Genomic DNA, 13,612 nt, shown 5'->3' with positions numbered 1-13,612 from the left:
TGAAAAAGGCGCCCGCCCGTTGGGACAGCCGCCTTTCTATTGGACGCGGGCCCCGTGGGGTCCCCGCGTCAATACCGCTGTCCAAATTACCGTTTGTCCTCGGCACGGTCAAGCCGATCAGCCCATTTTCGTGGGGTTACGAAAATGGGGGAGTAGCTTGCGTTTTGGTGCCCGTTGCCTACGCGGACTTTACTTGATCCGCTTCCAGCCCTTCGATCTCAGGCGCTGCAGCCTGATTTTGGGACAGCTCGGCCTGGTCGCGTGCCGTCTCCAGGATCTTCGAGCGCCTCTTCTCGGTGCTCTGCCGGTAGCAGGTGATCAGCTCGCCCTCCGCGCCCGCCGGCGCCGCCGGCCTGTCCTCGGGATGCTCCTCGTACCATCCGAGCAGGTCGTTGGGGTCGGTGTTAAGAGCTTTAGCGCACTTCCATAGCTGCTCGACGTTGGGGAGACTCTCGCTTCTCTCCCATGAGCCTACCGTTCTCAGGCTCGTCCCCGTTGCGTCGGCTAGCTCCGTTTGGGACATGTGAAGGTTCTTTCTCACTTCCCTAATTCTTAGATTCATAAGCTCCTCCCAAATAGGACGGTTGTTGCCGAGAATCCTATAGCTTTTCTTCAGAATGAGCAAGATTCTGCAAAGTTTTCTCTTGCCAATAGGCAGACATCCGCCTATAGTTTCAAGCAACAGGAAGAAACCCGCACATTTTGAAGGAGGACGAAATGGAGTTTTCGAAGGATGAGTTCGGAGCGAACCTTCGCGCCGCCCGCGCTCGCGCCGATATGTCTCAGGAGCAGCTGGCCAACAAGGCGGGGCTCTCGGCATCTTCAATCATCGGATACGAGAACGGCTCGATGGTCCCAGGTGTCGACAAGGCGTATGCCATCGCCCAGGCCCTCGGCTGCACGCCCAACGACCTGATGGGCTGGAACACGGACGAGGCTGCGTAGCCGCGGCCCGCTAACGAACTGCTGAAAGGAGAAGGTCATGATCGATCAGGTGTTCACGTTCAGGGAGAGGGACGGCGTCCTCTACGAGACGGAGGAGAGCCTCAGGCGCAGGATCCGGGCGGAGTTTCTCTTTCCCGAGGACCTCGATATCGACCTCGTCGAGACCTCGACGGCCGAGCTGGGGGAGCTCCACGGCTGGGCCTACTCGGTCTTCAGCGAGGCAACCGTCAGGGTGAAGGGGAAGGGCTACCGGTGGAGCGGCGGCATGCTCGTGCGCGTGCTCTCTCTCGACGAGGAATGGTGGGGCGTGCCCATGGAGGATCTGGAGGAAGAGGAATGACGGGGAAGAGGCGGGCGCTGCTGGCCTCGGCCGCCGTCATGGACGCCGCCGGGTGGCTATGCGTCGGCCAGGGCGCCTACGGCCTGGCGCGCTGCTGCTTTGCCGCCGCGCTGCCGTTCATCGCGGCGTGGGTGGTCGGGTCGCTATGGGCGCGCTAGGCGAGCCATTCGGAGCGGTGCCCGGCGATCGCCCTGATCACCGCGGGCCTGATGGAGAAGTCGGTCGCGGTGAGCATCGAGCCGACCGGCGGCGTGCCGAAGATGCCGAGCTCGCACAGCGCGAGGGCGTCGGCATCGAGCGGGGAGAGGCTGACGGAGCCCTCGTCGAGCGCGCGGGACACCAGCTCCTTCCGCCTCCTCGACATGCCGAGGAATACGGCGGAGAGCCGTTCGTCCATCCTCCGGCGCTTTGCCCAGGCGCTCCTCGCGGAGACGATGCGCGCGGTCGCGTACCCGAGCATCGCGGCGGCGCCGGTCAGGAGGAGGCACGAGGCCGGGTGCTCGGCGATCATCTGGCGGGCGTCCTCGGCCATCGCGGCGACCGAGCCGAACCCGACCGCGCCCGCGATGGTGACCAGCAGGTCGATGTTCTCCTTTGCCGCCCTGAGCGCTCTGTTCATCTTCAATTCCCTTCCAAGGAGGTTTCCATGGGTTTCATTCTCGCACTTTCCTTCGCGTTCCTGTTCGGGGTCGGGCTCGGCCTCATGCGCCGCTGACGGCGGAGTCAGCCCCCGTCGCGCCACGGGTTCCGCACCGCCCCCATTCCACGGGGCCCGTGGCGCGACGGGGTCGGACTCCCTACATCCGACCCATAAGGTGTCCGCCGCCGACTTGGCGGGGCGGCGGCACCGCTCCCTTTGGCGGGGGAGCGCCCTCCGGCCGCATCTATCGGCGCGGCCCTCCGGCAAGGGATTGGCTCAACGAATGAAAGGAGAAGGCCATGTGGATGTCTATAGCCAAGGGCGCGCGTTACGCCTGCTGCGACAACGTCACGTTCCGCGCGATGGTCATGCAGGGCGTGATACCGCGCTACCCGTCGCTCAACCCCAACAGCTCGCGCGAGGTGGTGCGCAGCGAGGACATCGATGCCGCCATCATGGCGCGCGGGGCGGTGCCGGCGCTGCCGTCGCCCGACTGCGTGCCGGCGCGCCGACCGAGGCGGGTGGCGTGATGGGCGACCTTATCTGGGATGCCGGCTGCAGGCTCGGCGAGTGGTGGGAGTCGCTTCCCGAGCGTGTGCGCAGCGTCGCGTGCGCCGTGGCGCTCATCGGCCTGATCGCCGTCGCCGGCGCCATCGAGGGGACCGCCCCGAGCGGGATGTACTACTAGGAGGAATGACATGCAATTCGAGAAGAGGCAGGTTCGCCTGGGCGACATCCGCCCGAGCGAGCAGAACCCGCGCGAGGACTTCGGCGACATCGGCGCCCTGGCCCGCAGTATCGAGGCGACCGGCGGTGAGCCGCTGAACCCGCCCGTGGTGGTGGCGGACGGCAACGTCTACCGCATCGTGGACGGCGAGCGCCGCTACCGCGCGCTGTCGTCCATCTACGGGGAGGACCGCGAGGTGTCCGCGCTGGTGGCGGAGAGCATGGACGAGGCCAACGAGCTTGTGGCCATGCTTGCCACCGATGACAAGCGCCAGCTGACCGAGGCCGAGCGCGCACGAGGCGTGCAGCAGATGCTCGTGCTGGGCATCGACGAGCAGCGCATCGAGCGCGCGAGCCGAGCCACCGCCGGGCAGATCCGGGCTGCGCGCAGGCTGCGCGGGAGTATCGAGGGTCGCCAGGTGACGCTCGATCAGCTCGAGGCCGCGAGCGCCTTCGACGACGAGAAGGATGTCGAGGCGGTTCTCGCCGCCGGTGACGGCTGGGCGGGCAAGGCCGACAGCATCCGCCGCCGCGTCGAGCGCGAGGAGGCCAAGGCCGAGGACTACGACGCCTTCGGCGATGCGGGCATCCCGGTCGTGAAGGAGCAGCCCGAGGGTTTCAACTACACGGACTGGGTCAACGTCGGCCTCGCCGCCCAGAAACTCGAGGGGAAGGAGTTCGCCGCCGGCACCGTCGCCGTGTGGAAGGGCAGCTACTGGGATCTCTACGAGCCGGATGACGGCTCGGGCGCCGCGCCCGAGAAGACCGAGGAGGAGATCCGGGCCGAGCAGGAGGCCGAGCGCGAGAAGGCGGCGCTCGAGGAACTGTACAGGAGCCTGATCGGCTTCGTGTCGTCCGGCGCCTTCGCCATGTCCAAGGACCTCATGATGGAGGTGCGCGTGGGCCGCGAGGACCCGCCCGCGCTGCTCATGGCGATGGGCGGCGACAGCCACCCCGAGAACGAGGGGCGTTTCGGGCTCGTGCGAGACGAGTTCGCCCGCAACCTCAAGGCCTGCAGGCCCAGCGAGTACGAGGCCGGCTGCTGGCTCATGGCGGCAGCCAAGGACATGGCCCAGCTCAACAACCGCTGGGGCGGCGACGACGCGGAGGCGTGGCTCGACCACTATGACATCTTCTGCTCCGCGGGCTTCGAGCCCGGCGAGGAGGACGTGTGGCTCATGGAGAGGGTGCAGGCGAGCGCCAAGGAGGAGGAGAAGGATGAGTAGCGAGAAGAAGGTCAGGGTGACGGTCGAGGCGTGCGGCGAGGTCCGCGCTTTCGAGTGCCGCTGCGCGACGGTCGCGACCGCCAAAGGGGACGGCTCCGGCGACTCTTGCTTCCTGGGCCCGACCGACATCAGCGACCTGTTCGCGCTCGCCTGCGAGTGCACCGACACGCTCTGCGCGGCCTTCAGCCAGGCGGGCGTCCCGGACAGGAACGCGCGCAAGCTCGTGCTCATAGCCGCGCTCGGCGCGAACCCCCATGGGCACGCCGACAGCATCCAGACCACCGACCTGGACGCGCGCAGGGAGATCCGCGACATGGCTGCGGAGCTGGGCGTCGATGCAGACATCTAGCGACCGCCGGGCGGTCGTGCAGCGCGGGGCGGACGGCAGATGGTTCGCCCGCCCCTACATGGGCACCGACCGCGTGACCGGAAGGCGGATCAGGCCGTACAGGTCGTGGGACGCGGAGCTGACGCGCGAGCAGGCCCAGGTCGAGTGCGACAGGTGGGCGGCCACGTTCGACCCGTCGTCGGCCCGGGACAGCTCCAAGCGCCTGTCCTCGATGCTCGAGACGTACATCTCCGACCCCGTCAACGGCCTGTCCGACAACTCCGTGGCCACGTACCGCAGCGTGGTCAGGACGATGGTGGAGCCGACTATCGGGCGCCTGCCCTACGACCAGCTTGAGCCTTGGAACGTGTCGGCCGCCTACCGTATGCTGCTCGCCCCAAGGACGGGCAAGGGGCTGTCGCCCAAGACGTTGCTCAAGATGCACGCGCTGCTGAAGGGCGCCTACCGCTCGTGGCAGCCGGCGCTGGGGCGGGACATCATGCTCGACGTCCCCGCGCCCTCGCCCGACCCCGTCGAGCCCTTCGCGCTGTCCGAGTGCGATACCGACGAGCTGTCCCGCGCGCTGGTCTCCGCCATGTCCTCGCGATCCGCCTCGGGCGCCAACATCTCGCGGCGCACCGAGGCCATGGCGGTCTACCTCGCCCTCAACACGGGACTGCGCTGCGGGGAGGTCTGCGGGCTGCAGCGCCGAGACTGGCGCCGCGCCCTGCACGACCTGCACGTCGTGGGACAGGCGGTCGAGCACCCCGAGCTGCACCGGCAGGCCTACACCAAGGGCAGGCGCGTGCGCAACGTGGCGCTCGCCCCGGCGGTGGAGGCGCAGCTGCAGCGCCACCTGGAGTGGCAGGACACGTGGCTCTCGCGCAAGGGCCCGGCGGCGCTGGTGGTGACCTTCGGGCCGGCAGGCGGCATCGCGCGCCCGTCCACCGTGACGAGCCGCTTCAAGTCGCTCGTGAGGGACCTGGGGCTGCCGGAGGAGACGGTGTTCCACTCCCTGAGGCACACGCACGCCTCATGGCTGCTCATGAACGGGTTCGACATGAGGACCATCCAGGAGCGTCTGGGGCACGCGAGCGTCAAGACGACGCTCGACATCTACGGCTCGGTCATGCCGGGCCGCGACCAGGCCGCCGCCGCGGCCTTTACCGATTCGATCTGCGGAGGTGATACGGATGAATAACTTCAACTTCAACAGGGACTTCTACGAGGGCTGCCGCGCCCTGGGCGACAGGGAGGGCATGGCGCTCGCGTGGGCGATGCTGCGCTACGGCTACGAGGGCATCGAGCCAAAGCTTAAGCCCACCACCATGGCGGCGTTCACCTTCGCGAGGGGCCGCATCGACGCCATGGTCAACGGCAGCCTCGGGGGGCAGGCGAGGGCCGCCAAGGCAGGCGGCATCGCAACCACCCAAGGGGGTAGCCAAGGGGGTGTCCAAGGGGGTAGCCGACCCAGCGGGCGAGGGGGTAGCCAACAGAAAGAGAAGGAGAAGGAGATAGCCCTAGCGGGCTATAGCGCGGCCCGCCAAGCACCCGATGACTTCGAGCCCCCGTCGGCCGAGGACGTGGAGGCGTACTTCGCCGCCAACTGCCTCCGGGGCGACGCCCGCCAGTTCTTCGACCACTACGCCGCGCAGGGGTGGACGCTGCCGAGCGGCCTGCCCGTGACCGACGTGTGGGCGCTCGCCCGCAACTGGAGCCGCAAGCAGGTCGGCTTCGACGCGGACCGCAAGGCCCGCGGCGGGCAGACCTCCCAGGAGGTCGAGCGCGCCGCCGTGTGGCAGCCCGTGAAGACCGATGACGAGCTCATAGCCGAGCTCGATCGCCAGATAGCGGAGGCGTCATGATCACCCTCATGGAGATGCTCAGGAACGAGAAGGCCGACCCCTCACACGGCCGCCCGCTCAGCCTGACGAAGGTCTACATGACCAACGTCATGTCGCGGAGGGAGGCCGTGCTGCTGGCCAAGATCCAGAAGCGCGACGCGGCGATTGCGCGCCGGCAGCGCGAGAAGGACCTGTACGAGGAGATCGCCAAGCTCGCGAAGGGCGAGGACCCGAAGGGCGAGGACCCGAAGGGCGAGGACCCGAAGGGCGAGGACCCGAAGGGCGAGGACCCGAAGGGCGAGGACCCGAAGGGCGGGAAGCCGAAGCGCGGGTGTGCCAATGGTGTGCCAACGGCGGCGGGGCAGCTGGGGCAGCAGGCGATTTGGTTCCCGCCGCTAGACGGTGGAGACGGCGCCGTCGGGGAGGCTCCCGGCGCAAAGAACACCTAATTCTTTTGAGAAGGAGAGGAGAGAGGTTTTGACCGAGATCTCAGCGGTGATGAGGGCCTACCGAGACGCCCTCGACGGGCACCGGATTCCCTGGGCCGACGACACCTACGACACGAGGCCGGTGGACGGCTACCGGATGCGAATCGAGCGCACCAAGACCATCCTGGACGAGCACGAGGTGAGCGTGATCTGGGGCTACCAGTGCCTGCCCGTGGACGAGCCCGACGATTCCGCCGGCGACGGCGAGGAGACCGAGGTGAAGGTCCGGACCGTGGGCATAACCGTCGGCTATCCCGACTACCTGGAGGTCATGTACGACCCGATCAGCGCGGATCCGTTCGTGGCCGCGCCCGGCGACATCCTCGCGGAGGTCTTCGGCGTGAGGGGTGAGTCGCGATGAGCTACGTGTGCGGACCCGCCGACTGGATCGACCTCGCCGTCGGCAGGCTCGAGGACGCGAAGAGGTCGCTCGGGGAGTGCGACAGGCTGCGACAGGGGTGCGACATCTGCGATGAGCTGCGCCAGGCGAGGAGATGCCTCAACAAGGCGCTGATCATGGTCGCGGAGGAGAAGGAGATCGTGAAGGAATGGAGCGGGAAATAGATCTGTACGGTCCTCGCGGGGAGCATTACAAGGTCAGGTTCTTCGCGCGCCTCCCACACATGGACAGTTGGCTTATTAGCTACGCGTTCAACAATGACCTGATTGCCGTCTCATCGCTGTATCTCAAAGCGCCCGACAGCTGGAAGAAGCTGCTGGAGGACCTGGATGAAGGGGCGAACCATTCCGAGTACTCGCCCTGCTTCTACTTCCGGAAGGACATGTGCGATTGCTCCTCATGCGAGGCGGACCGTTACTCCAACTGCGATCAACCCGCTTTCAAGGACATTGCATCCCGCATCCGCAAGCTGAGGGGTGAGGGCGATGCTGACTAGGGACCTGACGCCGTGCTTCGTGCAGGACTTCGGCTTGGGCTCGAGGACGGGCTACGAGAAGGCCCTGCTGGTCGGGCTGTTCGACAGGACGTTCACGTGCCTCGACCGCCGCATCTCCGCGACCGACGAGGCCGCGGGGCCGACCCGCAGGCCGGTGGCGGTCGTCATGCGCAGAGACGGGCGGCTGCAGGAGGTCGACCCGTGGAAGGTCGTAATCGACGACTCGGAAGAGGTCTTCGAGATGTACTCGTGGATGTGGGACGAGGAGAGCGTCGTGTGCGAGCAGCTCGGGCTGGCGGAGATCAAGGCAGAGAATGGTGGTGACGAGTGATGGGGGAACATTTCATAGTCGATAACTCCATGACGCCAGACTGGGAATTGGTGCCGTTGGGCCCCGTCGATAAGGAGGGGAACCGCGTCCCGCTTGATACCGAGGTTCTATACGACGAGGACGGGTGCGTCATAAGAGTGGAGTCGTACAGGTTCTCGACCTGGTCTAAGCGGTGGACTGCGGACGTTTATATCGCCGACCAGGGCATGGAAGTGTACGTCGACAGCTACTACCTCCATCGTCCCGACAGCTACGAGAGGGTGCTGGAGGACCTCTATGAGGCCGTTCAACAAGGCGAGCGCAGCGGGCGTCCTTACTGTGTTTACAACGTTGCCAGGGGCCTGTGTCGTGGACATGAGGACAAGGACGGGAAGTGCAAGCTCGTTGGATTTGCCGACGCCTGCACCCTCACGATGACTGGCGACATCTGGAGCCGTGTTGAACGTCTATGCAAGGGTGATGGTGAGAAGGATGGGAGCGAGAAGTGAGTGAAGTGCCAAAGATGTACACCTGCTCTTGGTGCGGGAAGCCGACTCCGAACTATAGGGAGTACTCGCATCCGATGGCTGGCATTCTCGGAGAGTCGGGGTACTCGATATGTGACGAGTGCCTAAGGAAGGCCCGTATCGAGAGGGAATGGGAGAACGAGCAGTGCGCTGAGGAACGCCTGACCTGCCCCTACTGCGAGAGTTCCATCGATGACCCGTGGTATTACGACGAGGACGATGAAGAGGTTGAGTGCCCTGAGTGCAAGCGCACGTTCGAGCTAGAGATTGCCACCGTGCGCACGTATAGGACGAAACGCCGTATCGAGGACATGCCCGACGGCTGGAATGGGGGCGAGCTTTAATGAGCCGAGATTTCATTGAGCTATACGACGACGATGGCTACAGGTACGTCGTCAACATGGACAAGATCTCATTCGTCAACGTCGCAGGCAGAAAGGTCTGGGCTGGTGAGGCGGCCACGCTCGAAATATGCGATGAGAGCATGGAGCGTCTTTTAAGCAGGCTGGTAGGTGAGGGCGAATGAGCCGCAGGGATGTGACCGAAGAGCTGTCCGAGAAGGTGGAGAAGAAGCTCCGCAGGCAGTTCGCCCTCGTCGCGCGGGAGGTATGGGTGGACCCCGACCACAGGGTCGACTTCATGGCATTTTCTCCGGGCGTCGGAGGACGAAACATGAAGCTCGAGCACGGGCGGTTCGTGTTCGTTGAGGTCAAGTCTTGCATGGCGGACTTCAAGAGCGGCCACGGCTTCACGTTCCGAGGCGACGATAACTGGCTTGTGTGCCCTCGCGACCTTGCTGACGAGCTGTACGACAAGATGCTCCTGCCGTTGGGCGTGCAAGTCTACTGCCCCGACAGCGGAGGCTCCCTTCGGCTGAGATACGACCTTAGTATGCGAGGTACAGGAAGTTTGAGAGAAGATTCGACGCTCTGCCTGCTCTGGGCGATGCTGATGGACTCGTACTCGAGATGGCGCACGACGGGAGATGTTTTCAGAGAGACGGGAGAGAACTGTGACCTTTAACGATGCCGAGTTCAAGGCGTGCCCCAAGTGCGGGGCGGAGCCCAAGGTGGAGGATGTGCGAGAGCGTTCCCTGACCAAGCCCAACGTGCTGAGCGTCAGGTGCCCCGCCTGCGGGATGTCGAACAGCGTCGCGTGGGGGAGCATGGACCTGCCGCCGTTCCGCCAGGCGGTGGCCATGCTCGCGGACAGTTGGAACAGCCGGTGATCCGCTCGGCGATCGACTTGTTCCGCGCAACCGCCTGGCGCACGGTGCCCGATCTGGTGTCGGGTCCCGCGCGCCGGGCGCTCACGCACGGTCGGGCGGACGCGCCGCGGGTGACGTCGGCGCAGATCGGGGAGACGGAGCGGAGGGCGCGGGCGCTGGAGCGCGACCGGGCCCGCGCGCTCAAGAGGTCGAGGAAGGCTAACCGATGAGAGTTTTCGAGAGGCTGCGGCGGATGCTCGCCGAGAACCGCCGCGTGCGCAAGAGCATCGAGACGCGCCTCGCACGCAGGTGCAGGAGGTCGACGAGATGACCGTGATGTGGGACGTGCAGGAGAGGAACTGCGCGGTCTGCGGGAGGGTCTTCATCCCGAAGGCGCCCCACGCCAAGTACTGCTCGGAGGCGTGCCGGCGCGAGCACGACCTGCGCCGCGTGAAGGAGGCCCGCCGCAAGGGCGCCAAGCCGAAGCTCGACAGGGTCGACCGCTATTTGGCGGGCTCGGGCGCGGTGCACGACGAGATCATGGCCATGCGGCGCGAGGTCGCGATGAGATATTGAGTTTCCGCAGGTAGATATATAATTAAGGCCGCTGGCGTTGGAGCGCCGGCGGCCTTTGGCAAAGACGCCTCCCGGCATCCTCTATGTGGCGTAGAGCATGGTACCACGCGGGAGGTCACATGGATGCACGGGAATATCTGGAGACTGTACGGGCCGCCCAGCGCGGCATCGACCGCAGGCTGGCGGTCATCCAGTCGATGCAGGCGCGCGAGCAGGTGCGCGCCCAGCGCTACGACGCCGTGGGCAAGGGCGCGCACGGCACGGACTTCATGCGCTCGACGGACGACCGCATAGACTACGAGCGCCGCAGCGGCGCGGAGCTGTCCGAGCTCCGGCACGAGGTGGAGCGTGGGCGCGAGCTCTGCGCGGGCGTGCGCTCGGCCAACCCAGGCAAGCGCTGGGGCGACGTGCTGGAGCTGCGCTACTGCGAGGACCGCACCCTGCAGGAGATCGCGGGGACACTGGGGGTGTCGGTGAGGTCGGTGCATTCAGATATGTCATCGGCCCTGGACTGGGTCGATATGGTGGGCATCGCCACCGCAAGGGCTGGCGTGGGCCGTGCGGCAATATAATTGGATGGCTGGTTCGCGTCAGCATGTCGGCCCCGATCGCCATGTGCGGTCGGGGCCTTTTGTCTTTATGGGACTGCATGCAATTGCAGACGATTGCACACTTCTGCAGACAATTGCAGATAGTTGCAGACGATTGCACACAATTGCAGACCGTTGCAGGTTTCTTCTGGGATATAACTAGGGTGTCGATTCGCAGCGCCGCCCGCGCGGTGTGCGGGTCGGATGTGCGTGGAAGCACAGATGAGTGGCCGGAGTTCCCTTCAGCAGTTCAGGGACTCCGGCCTTTCTACTGCGTTTAATTCAATAGGGGATGATGCCCGTGGTCAGCCGAGAGTACATCGCGCGATCCGCCCGCCGCCACGACACGGTCATGGCGTGGGCGTTCCGCCGCGCCCTGGGGGTCACGGCGGCGCCGCGCCGCCGACCTGGGGGTGCCGGGGGCGTGCGCCTGGAGGCGCTGCGCTACGGGGGCATCGAGGCGTGCATGTCCAACCGAGGGCGCTCCCCGGTGGAGTGGTAGGGGATGGGCAACCCGCGCAAGGCCAACGGCGCCCGACGCCGCCATGTCGTGCGGTGGCTGCGCTCACAGGGTAGGCCCTGCTGGATATGTGGGCTACCCATAGACTACGGGGTGCCTGCGGGCGACCCCCGGGCTTTCGAGTGCGACGAGCTCGTCCCGGTCAGCCGCGGCGGATCGCCCTTCGACCGTGACAACGTCGCCGCCGCACATCGTTGCTGCAACAACTGGCGCCGCGCCCGCAGCGTCGCCGAGGTCTCGGCCGTCCGGTTCGCGCTCGCCTCGCGCCGCGCCGCCTGGAACTCGCCCGAGACGTTCGTCGCGCTGTGCAAGGCACTCAAGGACGATGGCGCATCGGTTATTAATCCCCCGTCCGTGCCCGACAGACAGCCTCGGGCAACGACCTCGTGGTAGGGGACGCGCCTCGGCACACGACCCCACGGGGGTCTTTTACCGGATGGTGACAGGCCACCATCCCGCGCCAGGGCCGCAATACCCCCGAATACGCTTTTTTACAGAAGTCAAGCCAAAACCGCAGCTAAACCGAGAAAAACTAGGCGGGTGTGTACGTGAAGATACACGACATCGTCCCATATGAGCGAAATGCCCGGCACAACGCCTCCGCCGTCCCCGTGGTCGCCGACTCCATCAAGGAGTTCGGGCTGCGCGGGACCATCGGCCTGGAGAGCCGCGAGCGCCCGGTTATTGTATGGGGGCACACGCGCGTCGAGGCGTGCAGGAGCCTGGGGTGGGACGAGATTCCCGACTCCAAGATCGAGTACTGCGACGACCTGACGGACGAGCAGATCAAGGCCTTCCGCATCGCCGACAACAAGACCGGCGAGGTGGCGACCTGGAACAAGTCGATGCTGCGCGAGGAGGTCCGCAGCCTCAAGGACTTCGACATGTCGAGGTTCGGGCTCGACTTCAAAAGCAAACGGCTCGACTACGGCCACGAGCGCCTGAGGACGGACGATGCGTACAACCTGCGCCTCGTCAGCCGATCCGACTGCGGCCGCGACGGCATGCCCCGCATGAAACGCTGCATGGCCAAGCCGGCGGACATGATCGGGTTCAACTACGCCAAGAGCACGCCCGAGGCCGACAAGGCCGACCGCTGCTGCCACTTCTTCATCGACGACTACCAGTTCGAGCGCGTGTGGGCCCGCCCCGCGGCCTACCTCGAGTGCCTGCGCGGCTTCGACTGCGTGCTCACGCCCGACTTCTCGCTCTACCTCGACATGCCCGACGCCATGCAGCGATGGAACCGCTACCGCTCCCAGGCGCTCGGGCACTGGTGGCAGGAGCAGGGCCTCCGTGTAGTCCCGACCCTCTCGTGGGCGCAGCGCCGAAGCTTTCTCTTCACGTTCGACGGCGTCCCGCGCCGCTCGACCGTCGCCGTGTCGACCGTCGGCGTGAAGGGGGACGAGGGCGCCCTGGCCGTCTGGCGCGAGGGCATGGCGGAGGCCATGAGCCGACTGGAGCCCGCTCGCGTGCTGCTCTACGGCGGCGACATAGGTTTCGACTTCGGTGCCTGCGAGGTCGTCGAGTACAAGGGAGGCGGGTTCCGTGGGAGGCAGGGGCGCCAGCAGCGGGTGGAGCGTAGATAAACGCGGAAACCCGAAGAACCCGTACGGCAGCCAGTACCATTCGGTGCTGACCGTCGGGAACATCAAATTCGTATCTAAGAACGGGCGCGGCAGCGAAACCCTCATGGAGACGATGACGCGCGGGCGCGTCTACGCCCATGTCGAGGGGGACGACTTGAAATCGATCGTCTATTTCGACAATGAGAACAAGAGGTCGAAGCAGATCGACGTGGACCACTCGCATAATGGGGAGCGCCCGCATGCGCACCACGGCTACAACCACAATGAGAACGACTCGGCGAAGGGCGCGGCAAGGCTGACGCCGGACGAGCAGGCCATGGTTGATAAGGCTGTCAGCATATGGGAAAATAGGAAGCGCGGAAAGTAGCACAGTACGAGGAGTGCCCTTGATTGAGGAGACGTAGGTGCAAATCCTACCGCCGCGCAAGCCGTCCTTCGGGGCGGCTTTTTTATGCCGATTGGAGGTGGCGGATGCCCCTCGAGAAGCCCGCCGCGGTCGCCGGCGACCCCGTGAAGAGCGCCAAGTGGGACGAGCTCACCGCCGGCCGCTCGTTCACCCAGGCCGACGCGCCGACGCTCGCGCTGCTTTGCCAGTGGTACAAGATCGTCGAGCTCGCCCAGGACGAGCTGGACAGCTTCGGCGAGCAGACCGCCTACCAGAACGACATGGGGGACCTGAAGTCATTCCCGCAGATAGCGACCCTGAAGACCGCTTCGGCGGAGATCAGGCAGCTCAACAAGCAGCTCGGCATAACCGACGGCCACGAGGGGGCGCCAGATGTCCGGAACGTCCAGACCAAGCTCTTCTCGATCGCCGAGCGCCACGAGGCGCGGAAGGCAAGAGCCGCGGTATAGGGTCG

General features: G+C 65.7%; 26 protein-coding genes. 24 read left to right on the top strand and 2 right to left on the bottom strand.

Features of this window, described 5'->3' with window-relative positions; translation table 11 throughout:
* Positions 1-178 precede the first annotated feature (178 nt).
* Positions 179-625, bottom strand: a complete 447-nt coding sequence (locus tag DXD48_RS03040; RefSeq protein ID WP_158548919.1) for a helix-turn-helix domain-containing protein — start codon at positions 623-625, stop codon at positions 179-181.
* 92 nt (positions 626-717) lie between these two features.
* Here DXD48_RS03040 and DXD48_RS03035 point away from each other — a divergent pair, with 92 nt between their 5' ends.
* The 3 genes from DXD48_RS03035 to DXD48_RS10085 are packed head-to-tail and all read left to right on the top strand — an operon-like array spanning position 718 to position 1,443.
* Positions 718-945 (top strand): helix-turn-helix domain-containing protein, encoded by a 228-nt coding sequence (locus DXD48_RS03035; RefSeq protein ID WP_117563952.1) that lies wholly within the window; start codon positions 718-720, stop codon positions 943-945.
* A gap of 37 nt (positions 946-982) precedes the next feature.
* On the top strand, positions 983-1,285 hold the full coding sequence (locus DXD48_RS03030; RefSeq protein ID WP_117563951.1) for a hypothetical protein: 303 nt from the start codon (positions 983-985) through the stop codon (positions 1,283-1,285).
* Positions 1,282-1,443: a hypothetical protein gene (locus DXD48_RS10085; RefSeq protein WP_158548918.1), complete on the top strand. Its 162-nt coding sequence runs from the start codon at positions 1,282-1,284 to the stop codon at positions 1,441-1,443. The genes DXD48_RS03030 and DXD48_RS10085 overlap by 4 nt, the downstream gene beginning before the upstream one ends.
* On the opposite strand, the gene DXD48_RS03025 is transcribed toward DXD48_RS10085, so the two are convergent.
* The gene (locus DXD48_RS03025) at positions 1,440-1,904 is read right to left on the bottom strand and encodes a hypothetical protein (protein WP_117563950.1); all 465 of its coding nucleotides are present in this window, start codon (positions 1,902-1,904) and stop codon (positions 1,440-1,442) included. The two genes, DXD48_RS10085 and DXD48_RS03025, sit on opposite strands and share 4 nt — an antisense overlap.
* A 320-nt stretch (positions 1,905-2,224) precedes the next feature.
* Between DXD48_RS03025 and DXD48_RS03020 the strand changes: the two genes are divergently transcribed.
* From DXD48_RS03020 to DXD48_RS02910, 21 genes are all read left to right on the top strand, one after another.
* A complete protein-coding gene (locus DXD48_RS03020) occupies positions 2,225-2,455 on the top strand; it encodes a hypothetical protein (RefSeq protein WP_117563949.1) in 231 nt (76 codons plus the stop codon).
* Complete coding sequence (locus DXD48_RS10080) at positions 2,455-2,613, top strand: hypothetical protein (protein ID WP_158548917.1); 159 nt, start codon at positions 2,455-2,457, stop codon at positions 2,611-2,613. The genes DXD48_RS03020 and DXD48_RS10080 overlap by 1 nt, the downstream gene beginning before the upstream one ends.
* 10 nt (positions 2,614-2,623) lie before the next feature.
* The gene (locus DXD48_RS03015; RefSeq protein ID WP_117563948.1) at positions 2,624-3,877 is read left to right on the top strand and encodes a ParB/RepB/Spo0J family partition protein; all 1,254 of its coding nucleotides are present in this window, start codon (positions 2,624-2,626) and stop codon (positions 3,875-3,877) included.
* Positions 3,870-4,226, top strand: a complete 357-nt coding sequence (locus DXD48_RS03010) for a hypothetical protein (RefSeq protein ID WP_117563947.1) — start codon at positions 3,870-3,872, stop codon at positions 4,224-4,226. The genes DXD48_RS03015 and DXD48_RS03010 overlap by 8 nt, the downstream gene beginning before the upstream one ends.
* Positions 4,213-5,406, top strand: coding sequence for a site-specific integrase (locus DXD48_RS03005; RefSeq protein WP_117563946.1), 1,194 nt, complete (start codon positions 4,213-4,215; stop codon positions 5,404-5,406). The genes DXD48_RS03010 and DXD48_RS03005 overlap by 14 nt, the downstream gene beginning before the upstream one ends.
* Entirely contained in the window at positions 5,399-6,070 is a 672-nt protein-coding gene (locus DXD48_RS03000) for a DUF6291 domain-containing protein (RefSeq protein ID WP_117563945.1), read from the top strand. Before DXD48_RS03005 ends, DXD48_RS03000 begins: the two co-directional genes overlap by 8 nt.
* Positions 6,067-6,498, top strand: a complete 432-nt coding sequence (locus tag DXD48_RS10075) for a hypothetical protein (RefSeq protein ID WP_158548916.1) — start codon at positions 6,067-6,069, stop codon at positions 6,496-6,498. The genes DXD48_RS03000 and DXD48_RS10075 overlap by 4 nt, the downstream gene beginning before the upstream one ends.
* A gap of 28 nt (positions 6,499-6,526) precedes the next feature.
* Positions 6,527-6,898, top strand: coding sequence for a hypothetical protein (locus tag DXD48_RS02990; protein ID WP_147324138.1), 372 nt, complete (start codon positions 6,527-6,529; stop codon positions 6,896-6,898).
* Positions 6,895-7,101 carry a hypothetical protein gene (locus DXD48_RS02985; protein ID WP_117563943.1) on the top strand — a complete coding sequence of 69 codons (207 nt, stop codon included), beginning with the start codon at positions 6,895-6,897 and terminating at the stop codon, positions 7,099-7,101. The genes DXD48_RS02990 and DXD48_RS02985 overlap by 4 nt, the downstream gene beginning before the upstream one ends.
* Positions 7,086-7,433, top strand: coding sequence for a hypothetical protein (locus tag DXD48_RS02980; RefSeq protein WP_117563942.1), 348 nt, complete (start codon positions 7,086-7,088; stop codon positions 7,431-7,433). Before DXD48_RS02985 ends, DXD48_RS02980 begins: the two co-directional genes overlap by 16 nt.
* Positions 7,423-7,764 carry a hypothetical protein gene (locus DXD48_RS02975; RefSeq protein ID WP_117563941.1) on the top strand — a complete coding sequence of 114 codons (342 nt, stop codon included), beginning with the start codon at positions 7,423-7,425 and terminating at the stop codon, positions 7,762-7,764. Before DXD48_RS02980 ends, DXD48_RS02975 begins: the two co-directional genes overlap by 11 nt.
* Entirely contained in the window at positions 7,764-8,252 is a 489-nt protein-coding gene (locus DXD48_RS02970; protein WP_117563940.1) for a hypothetical protein, read from the top strand. The genes DXD48_RS02975 and DXD48_RS02970 overlap by 1 nt, the downstream gene beginning before the upstream one ends.
* Positions 8,253-8,326: 74 nt before the next feature.
* Positions 8,327-8,614 carry a hypothetical protein gene (locus DXD48_RS02965; protein WP_117563939.1) on the top strand — a complete coding sequence of 96 codons (288 nt, stop codon included), beginning with the start codon at positions 8,327-8,329 and terminating at the stop codon, positions 8,612-8,614.
* Positions 8,614-8,796: a hypothetical protein gene (locus tag DXD48_RS02960; protein ID WP_117563938.1), complete on the top strand. Its 183-nt coding sequence runs from the start codon at positions 8,614-8,616 to the stop codon at positions 8,794-8,796. The genes DXD48_RS02965 and DXD48_RS02960 overlap by 1 nt, the downstream gene beginning before the upstream one ends.
* An 11-nt stretch (positions 8,797-8,807) precedes the next feature.
* Positions 8,808-9,293, top strand: a complete 486-nt coding sequence (locus DXD48_RS02955) for a hypothetical protein (RefSeq protein WP_147324137.1) — start codon at positions 8,808-8,810, stop codon at positions 9,291-9,293.
* Positions 9,283-9,498: a Lar family restriction alleviation protein gene (locus DXD48_RS02950; RefSeq protein WP_158548915.1), complete on the top strand. Its 216-nt coding sequence runs from the start codon at positions 9,283-9,285 to the stop codon at positions 9,496-9,498. Before DXD48_RS02955 ends, DXD48_RS02950 begins: the two co-directional genes overlap by 11 nt.
* A 306-nt stretch (positions 9,499-9,804) precedes the next feature.
* Positions 9,805-10,053: a hypothetical protein gene (locus DXD48_RS02940; protein WP_117563934.1), complete on the top strand. Its 249-nt coding sequence runs from the start codon at positions 9,805-9,807 to the stop codon at positions 10,051-10,053.
* Positions 10,054-10,172: 119 nt separating this feature from the next.
* Positions 10,173-10,625: a sigma factor-like helix-turn-helix DNA-binding protein gene (locus DXD48_RS02935; protein WP_158548914.1), complete on the top strand. Its 453-nt coding sequence runs from the start codon at positions 10,173-10,175 to the stop codon at positions 10,623-10,625.
* Between the two features lie 1,086 nt (positions 10,626-11,711).
* Positions 11,712-12,752, top strand: a complete 1,041-nt coding sequence (locus DXD48_RS02920; protein WP_117563931.1) for a DUF4417 domain-containing protein — start codon at positions 11,712-11,714, stop codon at positions 12,750-12,752.
* On the top strand, positions 12,712-13,119 hold the full coding sequence (locus DXD48_RS02915; RefSeq protein ID WP_117563930.1) for a hypothetical protein: 408 nt from the start codon (positions 12,712-12,714) through the stop codon (positions 13,117-13,119). Before DXD48_RS02920 ends, DXD48_RS02915 begins: the two co-directional genes overlap by 41 nt.
* Positions 13,120-13,223: 104 nt before the next feature.
* Positions 13,224-13,607: a P27 family phage terminase small subunit gene (locus DXD48_RS02910; RefSeq protein ID WP_117563929.1), complete on the top strand. Its 384-nt coding sequence runs from the start codon at positions 13,224-13,226 to the stop codon at positions 13,605-13,607.
* Positions 13,608-13,612 lie beyond the last annotated feature (5 nt).

This window comes from Collinsella sp. TM05-37, assembly GCF_003436455.1.
Taxonomy (GTDB): Bacteria; Actinomycetota; Coriobacteriia; order Coriobacteriales; family Coriobacteriaceae; genus Collinsella.
The sequence above is the reverse complement of the archived record's forward strand: the minus strand, read 5'-3'. Positions and strand labels throughout refer to the sequence as shown.

Coding starts and splice junctions, on each gene's coding strand:
- DXD48_RS03035 (WP_117563952.1), top strand. CDS start 718: ATGGAGTTTTCGAAGGATGAGTTCGGAGCGAACCTTCGCGCCGCCCGC.
- DXD48_RS03030 (WP_117563951.1), top strand. CDS start 983: ATGATCGATCAGGTGTTCACGTTCAGGGAGAGGGACGGCGTCCTCTAC.
- DXD48_RS10085 (WP_158548918.1), top strand. CDS start 1,282: ATGACGGGGAAGAGGCGGGCGCTGCTGGCCTCGGCCGCCGTCATGGAC.
- DXD48_RS03025 (WP_117563950.1), bottom strand. CDS start 1,904: ATGAACAGAGCGCTCAGGGCGGCAAAGGAGAACATCGACCTGCTGGTC.
- DXD48_RS03020 (WP_117563949.1), top strand. CDS start 2,225: ATGTGGATGTCTATAGCCAAGGGCGCGCGTTACGCCTGCTGCGACAAC.
- DXD48_RS10080 (WP_158548917.1), top strand. CDS start 2,455: ATGGGCGACCTTATCTGGGATGCCGGCTGCAGGCTCGGCGAGTGGTGG.
- DXD48_RS03015 (WP_117563948.1), top strand. CDS start 2,624: ATGCAATTCGAGAAGAGGCAGGTTCGCCTGGGCGACATCCGCCCGAGC.
- DXD48_RS03010 (WP_117563947.1), top strand. CDS start 3,870: ATGAGTAGCGAGAAGAAGGTCAGGGTGACGGTCGAGGCGTGCGGCGAG.
- DXD48_RS03005 (WP_117563946.1), top strand. CDS start 4,213: ATGCAGACATCTAGCGACCGCCGGGCGGTCGTGCAGCGCGGGGCGGAC.
- DXD48_RS03000 (WP_117563945.1), top strand. CDS start 5,399: ATGAATAACTTCAACTTCAACAGGGACTTCTACGAGGGCTGCCGCGCC.
- DXD48_RS10075 (WP_158548916.1), top strand. CDS start 6,067: ATGATCACCCTCATGGAGATGCTCAGGAACGAGAAGGCCGACCCCTCA.
- DXD48_RS02985 (WP_117563943.1), top strand. CDS start 6,895: ATGAGCTACGTGTGCGGACCCGCCGACTGGATCGACCTCGCCGTCGGC.
- DXD48_RS02980 (WP_117563942.1), top strand. CDS start 7,086: ATGGAGCGGGAAATAGATCTGTACGGTCCTCGCGGGGAGCATTACAAG.
- DXD48_RS02975 (WP_117563941.1), top strand. CDS start 7,423: ATGCTGACTAGGGACCTGACGCCGTGCTTCGTGCAGGACTTCGGCTTG.
- DXD48_RS02970 (WP_117563940.1), top strand. CDS start 7,764: ATGGGGGAACATTTCATAGTCGATAACTCCATGACGCCAGACTGGGAA.
- DXD48_RS02965 (WP_117563939.1), top strand. CDS start 8,327: ATGGCTGGCATTCTCGGAGAGTCGGGGTACTCGATATGTGACGAGTGC.
- DXD48_RS02960 (WP_117563938.1), top strand. CDS start 8,614: ATGAGCCGAGATTTCATTGAGCTATACGACGACGATGGCTACAGGTAC.
- DXD48_RS02940 (WP_117563934.1), top strand. CDS start 9,805: ATGACCGTGATGTGGGACGTGCAGGAGAGGAACTGCGCGGTCTGCGGG.
- DXD48_RS02935 (WP_158548914.1), top strand. CDS start 10,173: ATGGATGCACGGGAATATCTGGAGACTGTACGGGCCGCCCAGCGCGGC.
- DXD48_RS02910 (WP_117563929.1), top strand. CDS start 13,224: ATGCCCCTCGAGAAGCCCGCCGCGGTCGCCGGCGACCCCGTGAAGAGC.